Source organism: Gimesia chilikensis, assembly GCF_008329715.1.
Taxonomy (GTDB): domain Bacteria; phylum Planctomycetota; class Planctomycetia; order Planctomycetales; family Planctomycetaceae; genus Gimesia; species Gimesia chilikensis.
This window is the reverse complement of record NZ_VTSR01000008.1, coordinates 93,162-116,046: the sequence shown is the minus strand read 5'-3', so window position 1 is coordinate 116,046 and position 22,885 is coordinate 93,162. Positions and strand designations below refer to the sequence as shown.

18 protein-coding genes are annotated in these 22,885 nt (G+C 53.3%); 15 read left to right on the top strand and 3 right to left on the bottom strand.

The features are described 5' to 3' along the window. The first annotated feature begins 83 nt into the window (after positions 1–83). The 8 genes from FYZ48_RS12700 to FYZ48_RS12665 all read left to right on the top strand — a co-directional run bounded on the left by FYZ48_RS12700 (position 84) and on the right by FYZ48_RS12665 (position 10,976). Positions 84–905 (top strand): menaquinone biosynthetic enzyme MqnA/MqnD family protein, encoded by an 822-nt coding sequence (locus FYZ48_RS12700; protein WP_232102114.1) that lies wholly within the window; start codon positions 84–86, stop codon positions 903–905. After that, positions 874–2,004: a cyclic dehypoxanthinyl futalosine synthase gene (gene mqnC, locus FYZ48_RS12695; protein ID WP_145180498.1), complete on the top strand. Its 1,131-nt coding sequence runs from the start codon at positions 874–876 to the stop codon at positions 2,002–2,004. The genes FYZ48_RS12700 and mqnC overlap by 32 nt, the downstream gene beginning before the upstream one ends. A gap of 154 nt (positions 2,005–2,158) precedes the next feature. Beyond that, positions 2,159–2,929, top strand: coding sequence for an ATP-binding cassette domain-containing protein (locus tag FYZ48_RS12690; protein ID WP_145180500.1), 771 nt, complete (start codon positions 2,159–2,161; stop codon positions 2,927–2,929). Beyond that, positions 2,926–5,457: an ABC transporter permease subunit/CPBP intramembrane protease gene (locus FYZ48_RS12685; protein WP_149340910.1), complete on the top strand. Its 2,532-nt coding sequence runs from the start codon at positions 2,926–2,928 to the stop codon at positions 5,455–5,457. Before FYZ48_RS12690 ends, FYZ48_RS12685 begins: the two co-directional genes overlap by 4 nt. 125 nt (positions 5,458–5,582) lie before the next feature. Then, positions 5,583–6,755 (top strand): amidohydrolase family protein, encoded by a 1,173-nt coding sequence (locus tag FYZ48_RS12680; RefSeq protein ID WP_187782000.1) that lies wholly within the window; start codon positions 5,583–5,585, stop codon positions 6,753–6,755. 177 nt (positions 6,756–6,932) lie between these two features. Continuing rightward, on the top strand, positions 6,933–8,828 hold the full coding sequence (locus FYZ48_RS12675; protein ID WP_149340905.1) for a hypothetical protein: 1,896 nt from the start codon (positions 6,933–6,935) through the stop codon (positions 8,826–8,828). A 144-nt stretch (positions 8,829–8,972) separates the two neighbouring features. Continuing rightward, positions 8,973–10,154 carry a hypothetical protein gene (locus FYZ48_RS12670; protein ID WP_149340903.1) on the top strand — a complete coding sequence of 394 codons (1,182 nt, stop codon included), beginning with the start codon at positions 8,973–8,975 and terminating at the stop codon, positions 10,152–10,154. A gap of 24 nt (positions 10,155–10,178) precedes the next feature. Beyond that, positions 10,179–10,976 carry a class I SAM-dependent methyltransferase gene (locus FYZ48_RS12665; RefSeq protein WP_145036237.1) on the top strand — a complete coding sequence of 266 codons (798 nt, stop codon included), beginning with the start codon at positions 10,179–10,181 and terminating at the stop codon, positions 10,974–10,976. A gap of 11 nt (positions 10,977–10,987) precedes the next feature. On the opposite strand, the gene FYZ48_RS12660 is transcribed toward FYZ48_RS12665, so the two are convergent. Together FYZ48_RS12660 and FYZ48_RS12655 are read right to left on the bottom strand one after the other, a co-directional pair. Continuing rightward, positions 10,988–11,521: an adenine phosphoribosyltransferase gene (locus FYZ48_RS12660; RefSeq protein ID WP_149340900.1), complete on the bottom strand. Its 534-nt coding sequence runs from the start codon at positions 11,519–11,521 to the stop codon at positions 10,988–10,990. Beyond that, positions 11,514–13,244 carry a serine/threonine protein kinase gene (locus FYZ48_RS12655; protein WP_187781999.1) on the bottom strand — a complete coding sequence of 577 codons (1,731 nt, stop codon included), beginning with the start codon at positions 13,242–13,244 and terminating at the stop codon, positions 11,514–11,516. The genes FYZ48_RS12660 and FYZ48_RS12655 overlap by 8 nt, the downstream gene beginning before the upstream one ends. Positions 13,245–13,380: 136 nt before the next feature. Here FYZ48_RS12655 and FYZ48_RS12650 point away from each other — a divergent pair, with 136 nt between their 5' ends. Then, positions 13,381–13,776 carry a sirohydrochlorin chelatase gene (locus FYZ48_RS12650; protein ID WP_149340896.1) on the top strand — a complete coding sequence of 132 codons (396 nt, stop codon included), beginning with the start codon at positions 13,381–13,383 and terminating at the stop codon, positions 13,774–13,776. 83 nt (positions 13,777–13,859) lie between these two features. Here FYZ48_RS12650 and FYZ48_RS12645 read toward each other — a convergent pair whose 3' ends face one another. Then, the gene (locus FYZ48_RS12645) at positions 13,860–14,873 is read right to left on the bottom strand and encodes a DUF1573 domain-containing protein (RefSeq protein WP_145180517.1); all 1,014 of its coding nucleotides are present in this window, start codon (positions 14,871–14,873) and stop codon (positions 13,860–13,862) included. Positions 14,874–15,865: 992 nt separating this feature from the next. Between FYZ48_RS12645 and FYZ48_RS12640 the strand changes: the two genes are divergently transcribed. From FYZ48_RS12640 to FYZ48_RS12615, 6 genes are all read left to right on the top strand, one after another. Then, positions 15,866–16,657 (top strand): hypothetical protein, encoded by a 792-nt coding sequence (locus FYZ48_RS12640; protein ID WP_149340894.1) that lies wholly within the window; start codon positions 15,866–15,868, stop codon positions 16,655–16,657. 241 nt (positions 16,658–16,898) lie between these two features. Then, complete coding sequence (gene lpxK, locus FYZ48_RS12635; RefSeq protein WP_187781998.1) at positions 16,899–17,957, top strand: tetraacyldisaccharide 4'-kinase; 1,059 nt, start codon at positions 16,899–16,901, stop codon at positions 17,955–17,957. A 314-nt stretch (positions 17,958–18,271) separates the two neighbouring features. Continuing rightward, entirely contained in the window at positions 18,272–19,045 is a 774-nt protein-coding gene (locus tag FYZ48_RS12630) for a hypothetical protein (protein WP_145180523.1), read from the top strand. A 105-nt stretch (positions 19,046–19,150) separates the two neighbouring features. Further along, a complete protein-coding gene (locus FYZ48_RS12625; RefSeq protein ID WP_149340889.1) occupies positions 19,151–21,325 on the top strand; it encodes an outer membrane protein assembly factor BamB family protein in 2,175 nt (724 codons plus the stop codon). 58 nt (positions 21,326–21,383) lie between these two features. Next, positions 21,384–21,986, top strand: coding sequence for a peroxiredoxin (locus FYZ48_RS12620; RefSeq protein WP_145036255.1), 603 nt, complete (start codon positions 21,384–21,386; stop codon positions 21,984–21,986). A 160-nt stretch (positions 21,987–22,146) separates the two neighbouring features. Further along, positions 22,147–22,854, top strand: coding sequence for a hypothetical protein (locus FYZ48_RS12615; RefSeq protein ID WP_149340887.1), 708 nt, complete (start codon positions 22,147–22,149; stop codon positions 22,852–22,854). Positions 22,855–22,885: the final 31 nt, after the last annotated feature.

Genomic DNA, 22,885 nt, shown 5'->3' with positions numbered 1-22,885 from the left:
CATAAATGCGAGCTGATTGCGAGATGAAGACGGCCGGTTATAATAAGCTGCAAAATGCAACCGGGAATGAAAGCCAAACGAGAATGTCAGACGTGGTTCCCCCCCCGATTCGTGTGGGGGCGGTCTCTTATCTCAATTCGAAACCGCTGATTCAGGATCTGGAAGATCTCGCGGATAATGCTGAACTGATGTTAGATTATCCCAGCCTGCTGGCTGATGATCTGGCTGAGGGGCGAATTGATGTGGGGCTCATTCCCTCGATTGAAGTCATTCGCAGCCCCCACTATGAAGTGATTTCAAATGCCTGTGTGGCGACTCAGGGGCCGGTGCTCAGTGTGAAAATGTATAGCCGCGTGCCCCTGGGCAAAATCAAGCGGCTGGCACTGGACATGGGCTCGCGGACGAGTGCGACGCTGGTCAGAATCATGCTGGCGGAGCAGTATGGCGTGTTTCCGGAAGTGGAACCGCTGCCGATCGAACAGACCATTGAAGCAACAACCGCAGATGCGATCCTGCTGATCGGCGATCGGGCGATTCATACACCAAGTACGAAGTTCGCTGCGACCTGGGATCTTGGCGAAGAGTGGTTGCGCTGGACAGGGCTGCCCTTCGTCTTCGCGATGTGGGCCGTCCGTCGGGATCAGGATACCGGATCGCTGGAGACCGCGTTATGTCAGGCACGCGACAGGGGTGTTTCGATGCTGGACGAGATTGCCCGACGGGAAGCACCTAAGCTGGGCATTGACGTGGCGGTGGCAGAAAGCTATTTGAAGAATAATCTGAGTTTTTATCTGGGATCTGCAGAGCGTTGCGGATTGCAGCTGTTTCAAGAATTAGCCATTAAAACGGGACTTGCTCCCGAGGGGGTTCCTCTTGTCTTCCGAAATTGCATCTCTGCTGGATAAAGCAGTCGCCGGCGAACGTCTGAACCGAGAAGAGGGACTCAAGCTGATGGAGTCTCACGATCTGGTTGCGCTGGGCAAGGCAGCCAACGAAGTCACGAAGCGACTGCACCCCGAGCCTTACCGGACCTACAACATCGACCGGAATATCAACTATTCGAATTCCTGTACGGCGGTTTGCGACTTCTGTGCGTTTTATCGGAATCCCAAGTCGCCGGACGTGTATGTGCTCAAACCCGAGCAGCTGTATCAGAAGATTGAAGAGACCATCGAACTGGGGGGAGACCAGATCCTGCTGCAGGGAGGTCTGCACCCGACTCTGAAGCTGGAGTGGTATGAAGATCTGCTCCGCGATCTACGGGAACGGTATCCCACGGTAAACGTGCATGGCTTCAGTCCGCCGGAACTGCATCACTTCACCAAGGTCAACAAGCTGCCTCTCCGCGAAGTGCTGCAGCGGTTGAAAGATGCCGGCCTGGGAAGTCTACCCGGTGGGGGAGGCGAGATTCTCGTGGACCGGGTCCGCAAAGAAATTACCCGTGGGAAAGCACTGACCGACGAATGGCTGGAAGTGAACCGGGTGTGGCACGAACTGGGGGGCATCTCCAGTGCGACAATGATGTTCGGCCATATCGAAACACTGGCTGAGCGGATTGAGCACCTGGATCGCCTGCGTGAACTGCAGGATGAGACGGGCGGCTTTTCGGCATTCATCTGCTGGACGCTGCAGCCTGATCATACCGATATGGATTACGTGCCACCCGCGGGAGCATTCGAATATCTGAAGACCCAGGCCGTGAGTCGCCTGTACCTGGATAACTTTAAAAATATCCAGTCCTCCTGGGTGACCCAGGGAGAAAAGACGGGGCAGATGGCACTCTTCTTTGGTGCCAATGATATGGGCAGCCTGATGATTGAAGAGAATGTGGTCTCTCAGGCGGGAACGACTCATCATCTGACAGTTGAGACAATTCGTCGCTGTATCACGGAATCGGGATACATTCCCCGGCAGCGGAATGTCTTTTATGAATATATCGATGATCCTGATTCTAATGGTCCTGCAAGGGGTTCAGGTCGCGTTCCTCTGCCCGTGCTGAACTGAGAGAAAATCGGTCAGAGAAACAGCTCACTGCAGCCGATTCGCCATGATAGGTTATGCTTGCTTATATTAATAAAATATCGGTAAGCCTCTTCGGTCTGTCGATTTCCTGTTGAAGGTCGACAGGTGTATCGGGCAGCAGGAATAATGGACGAATATGATTCACATCGAGCAACTGAGTAAAAGTTTCGATGATTTGCGACGTGGCAGCATTGTCGCACTCGATTCAGTGAGCTTCGATGTCCAAGCCGGAGAAATCTTCGGCCTGCTGGGACCCAACGGTGCAGGTAAGACAACCTGTCTGCGACTGTTGAGCACTGTGCTGCAACCCACATCCGGAACCGCGACCGTGGCCGGTTATGACGTGCGAACGCATCCTCAGGAAGTCCGTTCCCATATCGGCTTCATGTCGGGCAATACGGGAATCTATGACCGGATGACGGCCTGGGAGATGGTCGAATACTTCGGGCGACTGTATGGCATTGAGGAAGGTCCCCTGCAGGAGCGGCTGGAGTGGATCTTCACCACACTGCAGATGCAGGATATCCGGGACATGCTGGGTTCGAAGATGTCCACGGGGATGAAGCAGAAAGTTTCTATTGCCCGAACGATCGTGCACGATCCGCCGGTGTTAATCTTTGACGAGCCGACCTCCGGCCTGGATGTGCTGGTAGCACGAGCGGTTCTGAAGACGGTGGAAGCTTTGCGCGAAGAAGGTAAGTGCATCATCTTTTCGACACACATCATGCGAGAAGTGGAAAAGCTCTGCGACCGGGTGGCGGTGATTTATAAAGGTACCATCCTGGCGATCGGCAGTATTCCGGAGCTCGAGGAACAATATCACGAATCGGACATGGAAGAACTTTTTTTCCATCTCATTCAGAAGCATGAAGATGAGTTGGCGATGAAGGCGCAGACAGACCAATGATACAGTGGAAGAATATCAAGCTCATTTTGATGCGTGAATTGCGCGACCAGCTCCGCGACCGGCGGACGTTGTTTATGGTCGCCATTCTCCCACTGCTGCTCTATCCGGCGATGGGTATCGGGATGGTGCAGATGACTGTGATGTTTTCGGAGCAGCCGCGGAATGTTGTGCTGCTCGGGGCGAAAGATTTGCCTCAACATCCACAATTGCTGGAAGGGGATCGATTTGTCTCTAACTGGTTTATGAATCCCGCAGACGCGGACAAATTGCGGGTGATTACCGATGCACAGGTTGCCGGGGATGACCTGTCTGACATTGATAGCGAAGAGCGGGAAAAACTGCTGGAGCAGGCCCATAAACTGGAAGTGGATCTGAAACTGCATCAGCAACTGCTGGATGCCTGGGATCAGTTGCAGGTTCGACTGAGTCAAATACAGAAGAAGTTAGATCAACACCCGAAGCAGGAGCAAAAAGAACTGACTGAGGATGACACTCAGTCAGAAGAAAAGCAGCAACTGGTTCAAGAACAGAAAAAACTGGGTACTGAGAAGATCGAGCTGGCTGAACAGATTACCCAGAGCAATGCACGTCTGAGTAAGCAGTTTGCTGAGAGTCAGATTCAAGTTTTGATTCTGTTTCCCCCGAATCTCTCCAAAGAGCTGGAACTGGTCAGTCAGAAACTGGCCCGACATGAGCCGATCGATTTTGATCCGGCCGTCTCCCTGCGTCCACTGGTACTGGAAAATACTGCGGATGAAAAATCGCGGCTGGCATTCACCCGTGTTCAGGAAGCGCTGGATGCCTGGGAGAATGCGATTCTGCGAGACCGATTGAGCCGTGCCCGGTTACCGGAAAATCTGCCGAATCCGATCAATCCGGATGTGATCGACCTGGCACAGGATGACCAGCTGGCCGCGAACCTGTGGAGCAAGCTGTTTCCGGCGCTACTGATCATCATGGCAGCGACCGGTGCTTTTTATCCGGCGATCGACCTGGGGGCCGGTGAAAAAGAGCGGGGTACGATGGAGACGCTGCTGATTTCACCCGCACGCCGCACAGAGATCGTGCTGGGTAAATTCCTGACGGTGATGATCTTCAGTGTTTCGACGGCACTGTTGAACCTGGCGAGTATGGGTTTCACCGGCAAGCATATGGTGAATGTGGCAGGCAGTGGCGCGTTATCGAAGATTGGTGATCTATCGTTTCCTTCTGCTTCTGCACTATTCTGGATTGTGATTCTGCTGATTCCGCTGTCGGCGTTATTCAGTGCCCTGTGTCTGTCACTGGCGACTTTTGCCCGCAGCAGTAAAGAGGGACAGTATTATTTAACGCCGCTGTTGATGGTGACGCTGGGGCTGACGGTGTTCTGTCTTTCTCCGGCCGTGGAGATCAATGCTTTTTACAGTATGATGCCGATCGTCGGGGTGGCTTTGCTGTTGAAAGGAATGCTGCTGTCTGCGGTGAATGCGGGTACCTTATATGTGTATGCGATTCCGGTGCTGGTATCGAGTATCGGTTACAGTCTGCTGGCACTCTGGTGGGCCATCGATCAGTTCCAGCGGGAAGACGTGCTCTTCCGGGAAGCAGAGCGGTTTGAAGTCGGTTTGTGGCTGAAGCATCTGATGCGAACCAAAGACGCGTTGCCCAGTTTTGCGGAGGCAGGCTTCTGTTTCGTGATCATCATGTTACTGCAGTTTGCCGTGATGAATACGATGCGGGATGCGATTCTGACCGCGCCTGAATCGATGCGGGCAGTACGGAGCATGCAGTTGCTGATGATCCAGCAGCTGGCGATCATTGCGACACCAGCGTTGATCATGGGGATCATGCTGACGACCAGCGTGCGGAAGACGTTTCGTCTCTTTTTACCCAGCTGGGGTTTCTGGGGTGTAGGGCTTCTGCTGCCCTTCATGCTGCATCCGTTGTCGCTGGAGTTATCTGCAAGTCTGCAGTGGTTCTTTCCGAAATTGCCACCCGGGGCGGCGGCGATTATCAAGGAAATGTCTGATCCCAATCAGTCTTTGTGGTTTATTCTGTTGGCATTTGCAATCGCACCGGGGATCTGTGAGGAAATCGCATTCCGTGGATTTATGCTGAGCGGGTTTGGCCGCCGGGGCCGCGTCTGGCTGGCTGTGATTCTCTCGAGTGTGACGTTCGGTGTCATGCATCAGATTCCACAACAGGTATTTAATGCGACCCTCATGGGGCTGGCTCTGGGGCTGGTCGCGGTTCACAGCCGCAGTCTGTTTCCCGGGATCGCGTTCCATATGATTTATAATTCGCTGTCGGTCTTTCGCGAACGGATCCCGGAAAAATGGGAACCGACACACGGTCTGCAGTATTTTGTCAGTATGCAGCCTGAGGGGTTAAGGTATTCCTGGCCGCTGCTGGTCCTGTGTGCTGTGGTCGCATTTCTGCTGCTGCGGTGGACGATTCTGCAGTCGCGCCCGGCCGTCGATCCGAATATCTCTTCCACGGATTCTCTGACGTCTTCGACCTTCAACCGCCGACTGACGGATACCAAATAAGTGTCGGGCTGATATAATGGGCGACGTCCCTGTTATCCTCCGTTGACTCTTGTTTTGAAAACCATAGACTCTTGGAACGTCAGATCTATCAAGCACGTTGGGTGTTTCCCGTTGCGGGACCACCGTTGCCAGATGCTACTGTCGAAATTGAAGGGACCCGCATTGCGGCCGTCTATGCAGATACGCATCCCCGCGCGATCGATCTGGGCAATGTGGCTCTGATCCCGGGCCTGGTAAATGCCCACACGCATCTCGAATTCAGTCAACTGCGTGCCCCTCTGGAACCGGCTTCCCCGTTCACCGACTGGATTCGGGCGATTATGAAGTCCCGATTTGAGACCGAGCAGCCGGTCACGGAACGGATTCAGCTGGGTATTACAGAGTGTCTGTCGTCGGGAACAACTCTGGTGGGTGAAATTGCGACAAGCGTCGAGAGTCTGCGATTGTTTAACACGGAATCCCAGGTTCCCCGGGCAGTTGTATTTCGAGAATGCCTCGGGCTTACCCCCGATCGGAAGGAGGGGCAGGAGCAGGTCGCTGCTGAGTTTCTGGCGGAACCCCTTGCGCCAGCGGCAGTCGAGCGGTTATGCCCGGGCTTGAGTCCGCATGCTCCGTATAGCGTTCATCCCGATTTATATCTGAATCTGGTACAGCGGGCCCGGGATCAGGGAGTGCCGGCTGCGGTTCATCTGGGGGAGACGGCGGCGGAATATGATCTGCTGGAACGGAAATCAGGGGCATTTGTCGACCTGCTGAGTGAGCTGGGGCTGTGGGATCCCGAGATTTTGAAAGACGGGATGCGGATGACCGATTACCTGGCGCCACTGGCGGAATTACCGGCTGCTCTGGCAGTGCACGGTAATTATTTCAACCCGACCGAGTGTGAATTTCTGAGGGGAGCACCGTCGATTTCAGTGGTCTATTGCCCCCGCACGCATCACTATTTCGGGCATTCGGAGCATCCTTGGCTGTCAATGATTGAGCAGGGAATCAATGTCGCGCTGGGGACGGACAGTCGGGCTTCGAACCCGGATTTGAGTCTCTGGAGCGAACTGCAGTTCCTGCGTGAAAGGTATCCCCAGGTGGCGACGGCACTCATTCTGGAGTGCGGTACACTCGCCGGAGCGCGTGCTTTGGGGTATTCCGACAATACTGGTTCGCTGGAGGCAGGAAAAGCCGCAGATCTGGCCCTGATCCAACTACCCGACGATTTTGACGGGGGAACGGATACTGATCTTTTGTTAGATTCCCGTTCTTATGTGGCCCGGGTCATGCTGAATGGGCAGTGGATCAATTGATTTCAACTGAAATCACGTTACCCTATAATGTCTATCTTAACGCAGGTCGCGCATAGCACTACTTTTCAGTTGTTTCGTCTTTGCGAAGTGATTCGAAATTAAGCCGGGCAGGCGGCTCTGTTTTGCCTATGGTTGGCACAACGGTCTTTGTTGGGGAACTGAAGAATGGAAGAAATCATGTCGATTGAATTTGGTCAGGCTGTACCCCAGCAATACTGGTCACTCTCTGATGAAGAGTTTCTGCCCGCAGTTGGCTGGGCATCGAAACCACGCGGCGACCTGATGAAAGGGGCTCAAGCTGGCGACCTGGAACGGTTCGGGCAGGGTTTAGCGGCTGGATTAAAAGCGATTGCCAAACAGAAAAAGCAGACCAGACACAGCTCTGAGATGATGTGGTCTGTGCTCTGGTCCGCCGAGAAGGTTGAAGACACCGGCCGCACTGCAGACCTGATTCATCTGGTGGAATCCGCCAGCACGGCGCCCGCCAAGAGCAAAAAGGCATCTCCTTCGAGTAAAAAGAAAAAAACTCCCGGTCTGAGCTGGGATGAAATCAGTCGTCTGCTGTTTGGCTGGCTGGAGCAGGTAACGCTTTCGGAGCCGATGCAGCCGTTCGAATTATTACTCCTGATGGAACTGCTGGAGAATGTCGGCTATCGCCTGGCACCAGCGACTCTGATCAGTGCATGGCGCGCCTGCCTGTGTGCAGCAGTGGCACATTGTTTCAAACTGGAAGAGACAGATTTCTCCGAAACTCCGGATGACCAGATCCTGCTTGTTTCCGGTGAAGTCCCCTGGCGGGCCAGCTTTCTGTTTGCAGGAGTCGCAGGCGCTAAGAACCTGAGGCAGCTGGGCCAGCAGAATCTGCGGGACGGTTTCTTCGAGCGGACGGATACCGATGGCACTCCCCATGCGGATATGCTTTCACGGATCGATTTCTGGCTGGCGACGATGACACGTTCGCTGTTTATTGGTCAGGTCTGGAAAAAACGACTCTGGGACAAGGAAGCGCTGGAACGGTTTCAGCTCACGCTCCAGGTGCTGGTGGCAACCAGTAACGCCTCCGGGAAACTGGCGTTGTGTCCGATCCATGAAATTGGTCATGCCGAATTACTGAGTCTGGCCGCTTATTTTTCCGGTCTGTCGAGTCGGAGTGCCGAGCGGATGTATCTGAAGGCATTGAATTCGGGGAAGAAAAAACGGTCGCAGTTCTTTATCCAAACAGAGGATTATGCTGCGAATCAGTCAGACTGGTCCGCGCTGGCTGTGATGCGAAATTACTGGTCTGACTCATCAAATCTGCTGATGGTGACCTGGAATGGTGATCTGCCGGCAGTCAGTCTTACCGCACTGGGTAAACAGTTGCTGGAAGGACGCTGGGAGTTCTCTCTGACGGTCGATGGTACTGAGATCAGTGGGGATGGTGAATGGAGCGCTGTCTGCTGGAATTCAGATGAAGACGCTGATTACCTTGAGCTGCAAATGGATCTGGAAGGCGGTTATACACTGGATCGTCAGATTCTGTTGCCTCGCAATCAGCATTTTGTCTTTCTGTCAGACATCGTGAATGGTAGCGAAGCGGCACGGTTGGAATACCGTTCCCTGTTGCCCGTGGCCTCTGGTTTCACTGATTCTGTGGATGAAGAGACGCATGAACTTTCGCTGAAAACCAAAGGACTCGCGGCGCGCGTCTTTCCGCTGGGGCTACCTCAGGATCGGGATTTCTTCTACCCGGGTAGCCTGAGTCTGAATGAGCGGGGACAGATTGAACTGCATCAGGTAGCAGCGGAATCGACAGCCCTGTATGTCCCTCTCGTTATCGACTGGGAACCGGATCTGAAACGTAAGCCAGCTGACTGGCAGAGTCTGACGATCAGTGAAGCGGGAAAGATTTCTCCCCGCGATGTGGCGTCCGGTCATCGGTTGCGGATCGGCAAACATCAGCTGCTGGTCTATCGCAGCCTGAAGAAGGGTGAGGTGGCCCGGGCCGTACTGGGACATCATACCAGTTACGAATCAGTGATCGGACGTTTCGATTCTGATGGAGATCTGACGCCGCTACTCTTCGTGGAATAATGGGCCTCTGAAATGGCCTGAATCCATGCTTTCTGGATCGACAGGGTACTCAGACGGGCTGGGAACTCTTACAATGGATAGCTTATCGTGCCGTTTTCGGCGTAGATCAGTGAAACTGAAGCGATCAGGATCAAGCGAGGAATCATGTCAGAAGATGTTTTTGCCGCACTGGAAGAGTCACAGCAACAATCTCCGGAATCCGTCCTGGAGCGGCTGATAGAAACATTGACCGCTCAGAAAAACTATCATCGTCTGTTTGATGCATTACTGATGCAACAGAAATACGCGATGGGGCTGGAAGTCCTGCAGCCGACGACCTTCGACAATGTGCCTGATGAACGGAAGAGAGAGTTCGAAGAAGCCTACATCGAAGCAGCTCGGAAGGTGGGCAACCTGTTCCTGGACGAAAAAATGTATTCCGATGCCTGGCTTTATTTCCAGACTATTCAGGAACCGGAACGGGTAGCAGAGGCACTCAGCAAGATCAACCCCCGAACCGTGCCCGAAGATAAGGTTGAAGGACTGATTCAGGTTTGTGCGTATGAAGGAGCCAATCCGGAGAAAGGATTTGAAATCATGCTGCAGTCGAACGGGATCTGCAATACGATTACGGTATTCGACCAGATGAATGCCCAGCTCAAGCCAGAGAGCCGGAAAAAAATTGCGCAGCTGCTGGTCGATCAGCTCTATACCGATCTCGTCCAATCATTGCAGTATCATGTGCAGCAGAAGATGCCGATTGCGCCACCTGCTGATAATCTGCGCGAGTTAATGGCCGGTCGGGACTGGATGTTTGAGGGGGGCAGTTACCATATTGACGTTTCCCACCTGAATTCCGTGGTCCGGTTTGCACGGCTCCTGCCGGAAGACGATCCGCATCTGGAGAAGGTGATCGAACTGTGTGAATACGGTTCGCGACTGGATCAGCAGTTTCAGTATCCGGGTGAATCGCCGTTTGAAGATTTTTATCCGGCTCACCTGCATTTCTTCAAGGCACTGGTGGGAGAGGAAAACGACCGGAACCTGGCCATTGGTTATTTCGAGAAGAAGCTCGAAATGGAACCGGATGAAGATGACAAGCAGATGATTGCCTATGTGCTCATTGATCTGTTGACGCGTCTGAAAATGAATGAGCGGGCGATTGAGCTGGCAGAAACTTATCTCAGCCAGTTTGAAGACCCGAATACGTTCTCTTTCACAAGTCTGTGCCGCCAGACAAATCACCTGGATGTCCTGCAGAAAGTTGCGCGAGGCAAGGGGGATCTGGTGACCTTCGCGGGGGCACTGCTGGACGCTCAGAACAAACCGCAGCCTCAGGAATCCTGATTCCCTGTTTGAAGAGAACAGTCTATGTCTCACCTGCCTCAGAACCGAGCCGCCTGGAACCGGTTGGCAGAAAACCGCAGCCAGTTTACGAAGCTGGCAACCGATGAAGAGTGCCGCAATCCGTTGCAGACGCTGGACTCGCGCGGCTGGCTGCCTGCTTCGGTCGAAGGGAAGTCGGTACTCTGCCTGGCATCGGGGGGAGGCTGGCAGTCGATTCTCTATGCTGCAGCAGGAGCCCGGGTCACCGTTGTTGACCTGAGTAACAAGATGCTGCAACTGGACGAACAGGAAGCGCGCCGTCGTGGGTTGCAGGTCAAGATTGTGGAAACGTCGATGGATGATCTGTCGATGCTGCACGAGGCTGAGTTCGATATTGTGCATCAGCCGGTGAGTACCTGCTATGTGCCCGATATTGAAGCGGTGTACCGCGAAATTGCACGTGTGCTGCGGCCCGGTGGACTGTATATCAGTCAGCATAAGACGCCCACCAGTCTGCAGATTACGCATCGGGATCAGCAGAACCGGTATGTAATCGGCCTGGAATACTATCAGCAGGGCGCATTGCCCAAAGTCGAAGACCGGGCCTACCGCGAAGACGGGGCCACAGAGTACCTGCATCGCTGGGATCAACTGGTGGGGGGCTTGTGCCGCACCGGGTTTGTGATCGAAGATTTACGAGAACCGCTACGGGCTGACCCCAGTGCACCGGTAGGTCATTTTCGCTACCGGGGACGTTTCGTCGCGCCTTACGTACGGATCAAGGCGCGACGGATTTCAGAGGAAACCGGGAAACGGGAATCCTCGACGCTTTGGGTTCCATAGCTCAACTGAGCTTATTCGGCTTCGTAATGAATCAGCGAGAAAACGTCGCAGCCATTCATCTTCTCGCGGCCATTGAGGAATGCCAGTTCGATCAGAAAGGCACAGCCCACAATTTCCGCGTTGGAGTGGCGGGCCAGTTCGATACAGGCGGAAATCGTACCACCGGTTGCGAGCAGGTCGTCTACAATCACGACGCGATCATCTGAATGGATGGAGTCGGTGTGCATCTCGAGCGAGTCAGAGCCGTATTCCAGTTCGTAATGAAAGGCTCTGGTTTCAAAGGGGAGCTTGCCGGGCTTACGAATCGGAATGAAGCGGGCACCGAGGGCCAGGGCCAGGGGGGCTGCAAAGATGAAGCCACGTGCTTCAGCAGCCAGGATGGCAGTAATCTGTTTGTCGCGGTAATAGTCTGCCAGACGATCTACGACAGCCTGGAATGCCTTCGGCTCGGCCAGCAGAGGTGTGATATCCCGAAACAGGATGCCCGGTTTGGGGAAGTCGGGGATCTCACGAATATAATCTTTCAGATTGATCGAGTCATTCATTCTCGGTACTGGCTTTCTCAGGTTCAGGGGTTGGGGTTTCTGCCGACATGTTATCGGGCAGTTGATCCAGATGTTTGCGCGCATTTTCAACGAAGACACTGGCAGCCGGGTCCTGTCCATAGAGGACGATGATCGCACGCCAGACAGCAGCAGCTTCAGCGTATTTCTGTTCTTTCAGCAGAGCGTCTGCCTTAGACATCGATTGCGTGAGCATAATATAACGTTGAGCGGTACGGTTAGGGTCCTGCCGGAGATCGTTGCGCATCTGGATGGCCAGATCCCGCATCTCCTTCTGTTCCGGTTCTTCCGGGAGCAATTCAATCAGTGCGGACAGAACAATCTCGGCCTGCATCAGGTTTCCTGATTCCAGGTAATTCTGGGCCAGGGCTATGAACCGCTGCGGTTCGGTCTGCAGGCCAGAGCGTGATTTGCGCTTGGCAGTCATTCCGGCTTTCGAGCGGAGCTCATAAGATTGAATGCGACTCAGCTGCTCCTTGATGATGCTCTCGTCTTCATTAGAAGGATTCTCCAGCAGGGGGAGCAGGTATTTATCGCGGGCGATATACCAGTCGGGGCCTTCCGGCTGCTGCAGGATCTGTTTCGCGTGCTGCAACATTTCCTCGCGGGACAGTTCGCGTTCCTGGAACCAGAAGTAGCCTCCGGCGATGACCAGGGCGAGCAGACCGAGCAGAAACCAGGTGTTGTCAAACAGTTGTCCCAGCCGGGAGCCGGTACTCTCAGCCTCGAGCTGTGCCCGCATCAGTCCCTGCATCAGGGTGCCTGAGCCGGCTCCCTGATCGGAGAAGTCAGAGTGGGCCTGGGTGGAAGTCGCTGAATCTGCGCTGGTGCCGGAAAGTGCATAGGTGTCTTCCGAGGTCGACATCTCATACTTGTTGATCACTTCCTGCAGACGACGCGAGAGCACATACGCATCGGGGTAACGTTTTTGTGGATCTTTTTCGAGGAGCTGGCAGACGATCTCTTCCAGCCAGACCGGCAAATCGTCTACATAGCGGCTGGGTCGATCGTATTGGCCGTACTTCTGTTTCTGGATGATGGCCAGCATGGTTTTGCCACTGAAAGGGGGACGGCCGGTGAGCATGACATACATGACGGCACCGAGTGAATACAGGTCGCTCTGGCGAGTAACCCGTTTGCCCTCTGCCTGTTCGGGGGACATGTACTCTGCCGTGCCTATGATGCCTCCGGTGACGGTCAGTTTTTCAGTCGCGAAGAGCTGTGCCACGCCGAAGTCGGCCAGTTTGACCGTGTTATCGTCTTTGAGAATGAGGTTGGACGGTTTCAAGTCGCGGTGAATGATACCGGCGTCGTGGGATGCCTTGAGGGCAGAGCAGATCTGAATCGAAATATCGACAACGATTTTCCAGTCGAGCCGTTTGTCGCGGCGGAGACGGTTGGTGAGCGTTTCTCCTTCGACATACTCCATCACATAGTAGTAGATGTCGTTTTCGACTCCGCTGTCATAGAATTCGATAACATACGGGTTGTGCATTTTCTTGAGAGCTTCGATCTCACGATGGAAGCGTTCGACGAAGCCGGCTTCACGGGCCAGGGCACTCGGGAGAATTTTTATGGCAACCTGCTGATCGGTGTGGATGTTCGTTGCGAGGTAGACGGAACCCATGCCGCCGGCCCCGATTTTTTTTCCGATCAGATATTCCCCCAGACGTTCGGGGGCGGATTCATGTTCGTGTTTATTCAAGGTTGCTGCTCGGTTTGAAGTGTGTTGTTCGTCGATGAAAAGCATCGTCAGACTGTCGGTTGTTCAGTGTCAGGAGACTGGCTGAAGTCTATAATCTCAGCAAGCGAAATGAAAGACGATTTCAGTACACTCTATTATGGATGAATCCATGTCTGATGCAAGAAGGAAGGCTGTTCTGCTGATCGCACACGGCAGCCGACGTGAAGCGGCAAATCAGGATCTCGTGCGGCTGGCAGAGATGTTGCGGGAGCGGTCTGTGTTTCCGATCATCGAGATCGCTTATCTGGAACTGGCAGAGCCGACGATTCCTGAGGGGGCGGAACGCTGTATGGCTGCAGGAGCGGACGAAGTGTTGATGCTGCCCTACTTTCTCTCAGCAGGCGTCCATGTGCAGAATGATCTGGAAGAGCACCGGAGTGAATTTACGACACAATTCCCCGGGACCGAGTTTAAATTGTGTGGGCATCTGGGCCTGCATCCGCTGATGCTGGAAATTGTACTCGCTCGGTTGCGGGAAGCAGACGAGAAGTGACTTAAGCTGCCTCCTGCCTGTATGACAGAGACCATAAAAAAAGGACGCCCCGAAGGACGTCCTTTTTCTCGCAATGAAAACCACTAATTGGTTTTTGTTTCAGCAATCCGACCGAAGGCTTTGAAGGTGATCGGTTCACTGCGACCATCAATGGTCACGGTAAACTCTTCTGAGTATTCACCTGGTTTATCGGGAGGAACGATTGTCAGCGGCAGCACGTGAATGGGCTGAGCTGCTTTCGGCATGCGGATCTTGAATGCTTCATCGTTGGATTCGCATTCAATCTTTGTGATTTCAAATGGCTTTTTGCCCCGCATTACAACATTGACTGTTTTTTCCTGTCCCGGAACCATCATACCCAGAGAAACGACTTCGGGGGTAATGGTAATGTCAGATTCGACTCGGGCTTCGACCAGCAGAGGTACTGTTGTAAAGTTAACGTCGTTGGTTTTCAGGATGAGCTGTTCCCGGATTGGACCTTTAGGAGTCTTGGGATCGAGAGTCAGCATGATGTTGTAATTGACGCGTCCACCACCTCGATTCGTTTCGACAGCCTTGGCAGTCACGTGTGGGTTACGGGATTCGATTCCGGTCAGTGCCCAGTCTTCACGGCCTGCATAAGCGAGAGCCACAGTGGTCTCTGCACCTTTACCGACTTCGACAGAACCAAAGTTGGCAGCACCCGGTGTGAAGACGACATCGGTACGGATATACGAAGTAATCGGGATCCGGACTTCAGCATACTGGGGAGCGTCAATGGTGATAATCACGTTAGAATCTTTGCGACGCTGGAAGCGGGCGGTATCCATTTTGACCTGGATGTATCCTTCTTCGCCACTTTCCAGGATGCTCTTGGAAGGCTCAGCAGCAGAACAGCCGCAAGTGGTGCGAACGTTGGCAATATGGACGGGATCTTTATAGATATTCTTAATTTTCAGGCGGTATTCGGCATCGGAACCACGGGCGATGACGCCGAAGTCGATTTTGTCTTTGTCGAACATCTTCATCGCCCAGTCCTGTCCGAATGATGGGGCAGCATTCAGGACAAACAGACACAGGCTCAGGACGCCGAACCGGAAAATACAGTTTTTCAGCATTATTGAATCTCACTTCTGCAAAAAATGAATTAACTTCGATGTATCACTCAAGTCGAGGCGCTGAGACCGATTTCATCCGGCCAGGGATAATAACCGACTTTCAGCACATAACCCTTACATCATTATAGTGCAGAATCCATTCACAGAGACGTTTCACACTATTTGTAAAAACGGGCTCGGCAGGCAGATGACTGTGGTGCCAAAGTTCAGCAGACAGTCGAGATGCACAAGCCTGAATCAGTTAGCCAGTATTATACTGTGTTTCAGTTTCTGAGATCAAATTTGAGATTCAGAACATCAGTAAATGGCATGTGTGTGACAAATACATCAGTCGGCATCGACACTTTGGTTGTGGCAATTTAGTTCGCATACGTTGAATTGTCAATGTTGTCTCTTTCCGGTCGCAACTGCCGGTTCTGGACGGATTAAGCTGCGTAATCGAACCCGATTCAGATGACCTGATGCGATTGTTCATGATGTCGCAAACAGTTTCCATAACTGGCTTTGAGCACTTACTACCCGCAAACGGTATTTTTATTACAACTGGTGAAAATCCATTCAATGGTCTTCTCTATTTGCTGATAACGCTCATAGGTTAACAGGCTTATCTAGAGTGGGTGTGCCTGTTCTTTTGCCAGTTCAGCAGGATGCTTACAGCGGTTTAACTCAAGGAGAGGAAACGCGGGTTTCTTCGAAATCGAGCCAGCACGCATAGCGCGGAGTGATAGGCTTGAATTACGAGTGGGTTTCCACTCCGGCAAATACAACAGCGGGTCCCCGACGGTTCCAGCTGCATGATAAGGAAGAGGGGATCTCTTTCATTATCAGATCAGTTTCATTCTGAGAGGAGTGCAGGCTGGTCCGTTTCATACCAATCGTGTGTGAGTGTGTTATTAATTCGAGTAGAGAAGTGTGTGAGAAACGTCACTGTCTGCGCCGAGGTGGCGGGAATATCAGTTCGGTCTCATTCAAACAGGGAGCGATAGATTCAGATGAAAATTAAAAATACTGCCAGGGCAGGTCTGACCGGACTGCTTGTGCTGGGAATTTCCTGCCTGGTGATCTCAGACCGGCTTGAAGCCGGTCACAAATGTGGTCACTGCAAGATGGGCGGTCTGTCGATGTTCCATAAAGGAGCGTGCTGCAGTCCGTGGCGTCCGGGCTTCAAACATAAATGCGGTCATAAGCACAAATGTGGTTCCGGCTGCGGGATGAGTTCCTGCGGCTGCGGAGACTCGTTCGTTGATCAATATTATCAGGGAGTCGTTTATGGTGTGGGAAACGTTTCGCAGGGTGGCTGCCGGTCATGCCAGTCTGGAGGTGCTGTGGCTGGTGCTTATGGGATGCCAGCCGGTGGTGGTCTCCCGCCGCAAGCGGGGTTAATTCCCGCTCCGGCAGTGCGACCGACGATTCTGCATTATCCGGGAACGATGGGCATTGCCTATCGTCGACCAACGCGGATGATGCCGGCCGACGGTCCGGAGGGGCATCCGCGCGATGCCGGTCTGGATATCTATGCTCCAGGTGCGACCGACATTCGCGTGGTGGCACTGAACCGACAACGCGATGAGCTGGTGGGATATCGTGATCCTGCGAATGATGATATCTGGGAATTCGTGACCAAGCGTCCTTTAATTCCCGGGATTCAGCATGTCTATCAGGTATATGCGATTTTCCCTGAGACAGGAAATGTTCCCCAGACCAGACGAGTCCGTCTGATTATGGGACGAATCGTCGAACTCAGTTACAAACCGTATCCTCCAACTGACGGCACCCACCGGTAAGGTGCCGGGGTTCAGAGGTGTTCCTGTCAGCTCGAGCCGGGAACGACTGCTGAACCTGTTCGACTCGATTCCTCCCTGTGCACGCACGCCCTGTCCGGAACGTGGTAGATTCTGATTGATGAAGTCTGGCCGCTGGTTAGCCAGAAGGCTTCCTCTCAGCTATCATGTTCGGGACAGGGCGTGTTTTTGTTGAACTCTGCCCGCACAGTAATTCTGCCAACCCGGGAAGACAGGCTGAATTGTGAACGAGGTTGACTATCTGAGCATCATTTCCGGCGCCCGACATGATTGGCGTGCCCGGTGTCTCAAACCCTGTTTCGGGTTTCTCAGCCTCTTCTATGGAACCGCAGTCGCTGTTCGCAACCGTCTGTTTGACTGGGGCATTAAACGGGCACGACTGGTGAGCGTGCCGGTGATCAGCCTGGGAAACCTGACGACCGGGGGAACCGGGAAGACACCGTTAGTCGCCTGGCTGTCTCAGTGGTTTCAAGCAGAAGGGGTTTCTGTCGCGCTACTCAGCCGCGGTTATCGAGCGCTGCCCGGTGAAGTGAACGATGAGAAACTGCTGCTGGATCGACTCTGCCCGCAGGTGCCGCATTATCAGAATCCGGATCGTTGTGCTTCAGCAGAGAAGGCTATCGAAGCAGGAGCACGCTTACTGATTCTGGACGACGGGTTTCAGCATCGCAGGCTCGCACGTGATCTTGATATCGTGCTGATAGATGCTGTGAATCCCTGGGGCTACGGTCATCAATTACCGCGGGGACTGTTACGGGAATCGAAGTCGGGATTGCAGCGGGCGGGATTTGTATTGATCACGCGTGTGGATCAGTGTTCGCCTGAGTTGCTGGAGAAACTGACAGCAGAAGTCAAACAATTTGTGCCCGAGCACCGGATCGCCCATGTGCGTTTTGCTCCCCGGGGTCTGGTCAATGCCGCTGGGGAAACCAGAGAACTGACTGAAGTGACCGGGAAACAGGTGTGGGGTTTTTGCGCGATCGGGAATCCTCGCGGATTTCAGCAAACACTGGTGGATGCGGGAGGCCGGGTTTGCGGCATGCGCGTCTTTGCGGATCATCACCACTATAGTAAAGGCGACCTGCAGGAAATTGGCTCAGAGGCAGAACAGGCGGACGCCGAGCTGATTTTGACGACTGCGAAAGACCTGGTGAAAATTAGTGAACAAAAACTGTCAGGGCTTCCGGTCTGGGCGGTGGAAATCGGTGCGGAAATTGTGCAGGGGGCGGCTGATTTTGAGGAAATCCTGCGGAAAACAGGGCTGGTGGAGCCAGAGAAATAAGACTGTAAACGCGGAGTCAGGGGCAGAATCAGCTCCAAACCATTGGAAAACCAATCTATATCGGGTTAAATCACGTCAGAGATCCCGAAATTTGCTGTAATCCCGTTTCAGATATACTTGATTTTGGTTCTGCGTTCTGTCATCCTGAGAAGAGAGTAACTTCACACAATGCAGGCCGTTTACCCGGTAAACGAACTATTCCTGCCAGAAACCTACCAAAACGACGGGCCGCTTAGACTGAATGTGGTGACCGTATCCCTGCCTCCATCATTGGTCTGTTCAATCATAATTCAAATAAACGAGGTGTTTAAGTTATGCAAAAGAAAAATATTAGCCAGGTTCTGCTCGCCGCTGTTTTGATCTCTGGCCTGAATTTTTTCACGCCTGTTACTGCTTCTGCAGAAGGCTGGGGTTCGATCACTGGTAAGTTTGTCTTCGATGGTCCTGTCCCCGAGCGTCCCGTACAGCGAAAGAAAGGCGATCCCAACGTCAAGGATGCTGCCGTTTGTGCAGCTGACACTCATCTGGGAAATGATCTGGTTGTCAATCCTGACAACAAAGGCATCCAGAATATCTTCCTTTACATGCGTCGGGCAAAAGACATTCATCCCGATCTGAAGGAATCCAAAGACAAGACCGTCGTGTTCGACCAGAAAGGTTGTACTTTCGAGCCTCACGCTCTGATTGTTCGTACCGACCAGAAAGTGATTGTCAAATCAGACGATCCCGTCGCTCACAACACCCATACCTTCCCGATCAAAAACCAGGCTGTGAACTTCATCCTGGCTCCCAAAGATCGTGAAGGAAAAGAAGTTTCCAACCCGATTCCTGAAATTCTGCCGATGCAGGTTAAGTGCGACATTCATCCCTGGATGACCGCTTACTGGTTCGTGGTAGATCATCCTTACGCTGTGGTATCTGATGCAGATGGAAAATTCACCATCAAGAATCTGCCCGCCGGTAAGCAGACTTTCCGGATCTGGCATGAAAAGAAAGGTTACCTGGATCGTAGCTTCAATGTGAACGTCAAGGACGGGGAAACCCTCGACCTGGGCGAGATCAAATACAAAGCATCTGATTTCGAGTAATCCTCTGTAACATCAGAGAAACGTACAGACAGGGCACGTCCGATTGGGCGTGTCCTTTTTAATGCCCTTAGATCTGTTGCTGAATGATGTGGGGTCGTTTTCGCCATGCATAAACCGTGCGGTTGCATCGCTCTGCTGGTGCTGGGAGCGATCTTTTTCTCGACAGAGATCAGCCTGGCTCAGACAGAGTCACAGGCAGCCGCCGATCAATTCCGCGAATCGGTCTCCCTGGATGTGAATAATGCGGTGCTCAAGAAGATGGGCTCCGTGCAGGATTTTCTGGCAGGCGCGCAATGGGAAGACGCGATCAACAGTCTGATCCAGATCTCCCAGGAATACGGCAACACGCTTTATCCTGAATCCCCGGGACGCTATCTGCGAGTGGCGACTTACTGTCAGAACCTGCTCGCAGGATTTCCCCCGGAAGCGATTCAGATTTACCGGGAAAAGGTTGATCCCCGAGCCCGCAGGTGGCTGGAAGAGGCGGAAGCGGAATCGTCAGTCGGCCCGCTGTTGCAGATTGTCGATCAGGCACTGATGAGCAGTTACGGCGACGATGCCCTGTATCGCCTCGGCGAAATCTCCTGGGAACGCGGTGAACTGGGACAGGCGCGGGATTACTGGCGGAAACTGCTACCGCCTGAACCGGGATCTACAGCGCGCAGTGATACCGGACTCTTCTACTATCCCGATTCCGATTTATCTGTGCCGCCGATTCTGGCGCGTCTGATTCTGGTCAGTCTGTTCGAGGGAAATTTCAAACAGGCCGAAGCGGAACTGGCTGTGTTTCGCGAGCGGTATCCCGATGCGGAAGGCTCACTCGCCGGTAAGCAGGGGAACCTGGCAGACCAACTTACAGGAATTCTCTCAGATCGCGGTCAGGTCTCACTGGCGCATGATCAAGACGAAATGCAGACCTTTGCCGGACACCAGACCCGTAATTTCCGGGCCGGACATGCTCTGAACGTCGGAGCAGCAGCCTGGTCGTTTCGTGTGCCTCTGGTCTGGAGTCAGGAATACACGCGGAAACCTGCCTTTGGTCAACGCGTGCCGCCGGGACTCTTCCCTGTCGTACATGGGGAGCATGTTTTTATTAATGACTCAGAGCGCATTTATGCACTCAACTGGAAGACGGGAACACCCGCCTGGTCCGACGCGGATCCTCAGGCAAGTCCCATTATATATCCTTCCGTTCTACAGGGGGCCGTCAGACTGCCGTTTCGTTCCGTCGTGGGAGTCCCCCGGTTTACGATGACTGTAGCCGACGGACGGTTATACGCTCGCATGGGATCGCCGGTTACTTCCGTGGCGAAAGATGAGCGGCTGGGACTGTTTTCGGAACTGGTTTGCCTGGACCTGGACGAGGGCGAAGGCAAAATGCTCTGGAAGATTTCTTCCGCCGAGTTGCGCGAGCAGAATTTTGTCTGGTCGTTTGAAGGGGCGCCTGTTGTTGTCGGCGATCGTTTCTACGTCGTGTTGCACCGGGGTTTTCCCGAAGTGCAGACGAATGTCGCCTGTTTCTCTACCGAGACCGGGGAGATGCTGTGGAATCAGAAAGTCTGCCTGGCACTGAGGAACATTGAAGAAGGTGTGAACTACATCACCCATCTGCTGCTGACACTCGCAGAGGGGCAACTGTATCTCTCAACGGATATGGGAGCGATCGCATCACTGAATACACAGGATGGGAAACTCAACTGGGTCGTGACTTATCCTTCCGCAGACGATGTTTCCCGGCGGGAATTGAGCGATCACATGGCGAGTGGTCTGGTCCCTTGCCTGTATGACCAGGGAATTTTGTTCGTTGCTCCCCAGGATACAAAAACCCTCATGGCCTTCGATGCGTCTTCGGGACTTTTGCTCTGGGAGCGGGAATGGCCGGCACAGATTCGAAACCTGCTGGGAGTCACAGCGCGGACCCTGGTGGTCAGCGGGAATCAACTGTATGGCATCGATCGGACAAGTGGGGCGTTGCGCTGGAAGGCCGGCTATCTCGATCCGGAGGGTTTCGGCTATGGGCGAGGACTGCTCGCTGGAGAGAACGTATACTGGCCTTTGAGGGATGAATTGCTCGTCGTAGACATTGAACGAGGCATGCTCAAACAGAGAATCCCGTTGCAAGCCTTACAGGGAGAAACGGGAGGGAACCTGGTAATCGCGGGGGATCAGCTGTTGATCGCGCAGCCCCGAAAAGTGACCGCATTTCAGAATCACGGCATCGTCCCTGGATCACGAAAAGAGAATGAGAATCTGTCTGCAGCGAAGACGCAGGCACGTTGAAAATGTAAGATGTAATGTAGCTCCAACTCCAATTCTAATTTTAAACAAGGTGAATGACATGAAGGTATCGTATCGTAATATCCTCGGCTCCCTGTTGAGTCTGGTTTGTCTGTGTGGTTTGTCTGCCAGTGCCCAGGGGCAGGTGAATGCACCTCCCGGAAAAGTGGAAGTCGGCGATGCGGCTCCTGCTTTCACAGCTACAGATGACGCGGGCAAAGGCTGGAAGTCGACTGATTATATTGGCAAGAAAATTCTGGTGGTCTACTTCTACCCTGCCGACATGACCGGTGGCTGCACCAAGCAGGCCTGTGGATTCCGAGATGACATGAAGAAGTTGCAGGGGAAAGACGTAGAAGTCGTGGGTGTCAGTGGTGATTCAGTACGGAATCATCAGTTGTTCAAAAAAGAGTATGATCTGAACTTCACGCTGCTGGCAGATGAAGATGGCAGTGTGGCCAAGAAGTTTGGCGTTCCCCTGCGTCCCGGTTCCACGATTGAGCGGACCATCGACGGGAAAAAGGAGAAGCTGACCCGTGGTGTAACAGCAGCCCGCTGGACTTTTGTGATCGACAAAGACGGTAAGGTTGCCATGAAGAACACCAAGGTCAAAGCTGCTGATGACAGCAAAGCCATCCTGAAGAAAGTCAACGAACTGAAGTAGTTCCTGCTCCTAAAACCGTTCTTTGGGCCGAAAACTACGGTTCAGAAGCGTTCACTCACCCGTAAAAATCGTCATTCGTACTCGACAGTCAACCGGCTGAGGGCATACAATTGGCGGTGCGGGTGAGTTGTTTTTTGTTTGTTACCAGGGAGACAAGCCCATGAGCCGTAACCGTTTGAATCAAATCCTGTCTGTCTCCGCCGCTATGCTTCTGCTGGCTGCGATGACGCTGGCAGGATGTGGGAAAGCGGAAACGTCTAATGAGACGGTAACGGATGCCTCTACCGAAATGCCGGTCACCAAACCGGAAGCCGAACTGGGGGAAGCAGCGCCTCTCCCGGGATCAGCATCCTCGAAACCTGACATGAGTCAGACCGAGACGGTTTCCTTCCAGTCGGGAATGGAAGTCGGAGAGATCCCGATGCCGTTTGAAGTGGAAGATGTCACGGGTCCCAATGAGGGAAAGACACTCTGCTACCGTTGTCTGTATGGGGAACGCCCCGTGGTGGGAATTTTCGTGCGGGAACTGGGACCAGAGACCGAGACTCTGATTCAGCAGATCGATCAAGAGGTGGCCGCTCACAAAGATGACAAGCTGGCTGCATTCGTCGTGCTGCTGAGTGAGAATCCTGGTGAGCAGAAATCGAAGTTAAAACAAATCGCCAGCGAGAAGAAAATTCAACATGTACCGCTGACAGTGTATGAAGGTACTGACAGCCCGCTGGGTTATAACGTAAAGCAGGATGCTGCCGTGAATGTCATGCTCTGGGAGGGCGTTGTCAAAGCGAACCGGGCATTCCGTACCGGGGAGCTGGATCAATCGGGCATTCAGGAAGTCGTCGAAGACACCCGCTTGATGGTGAATTAGTTCTGTTGCCGGGGATGTGAGTCCGGTCAGG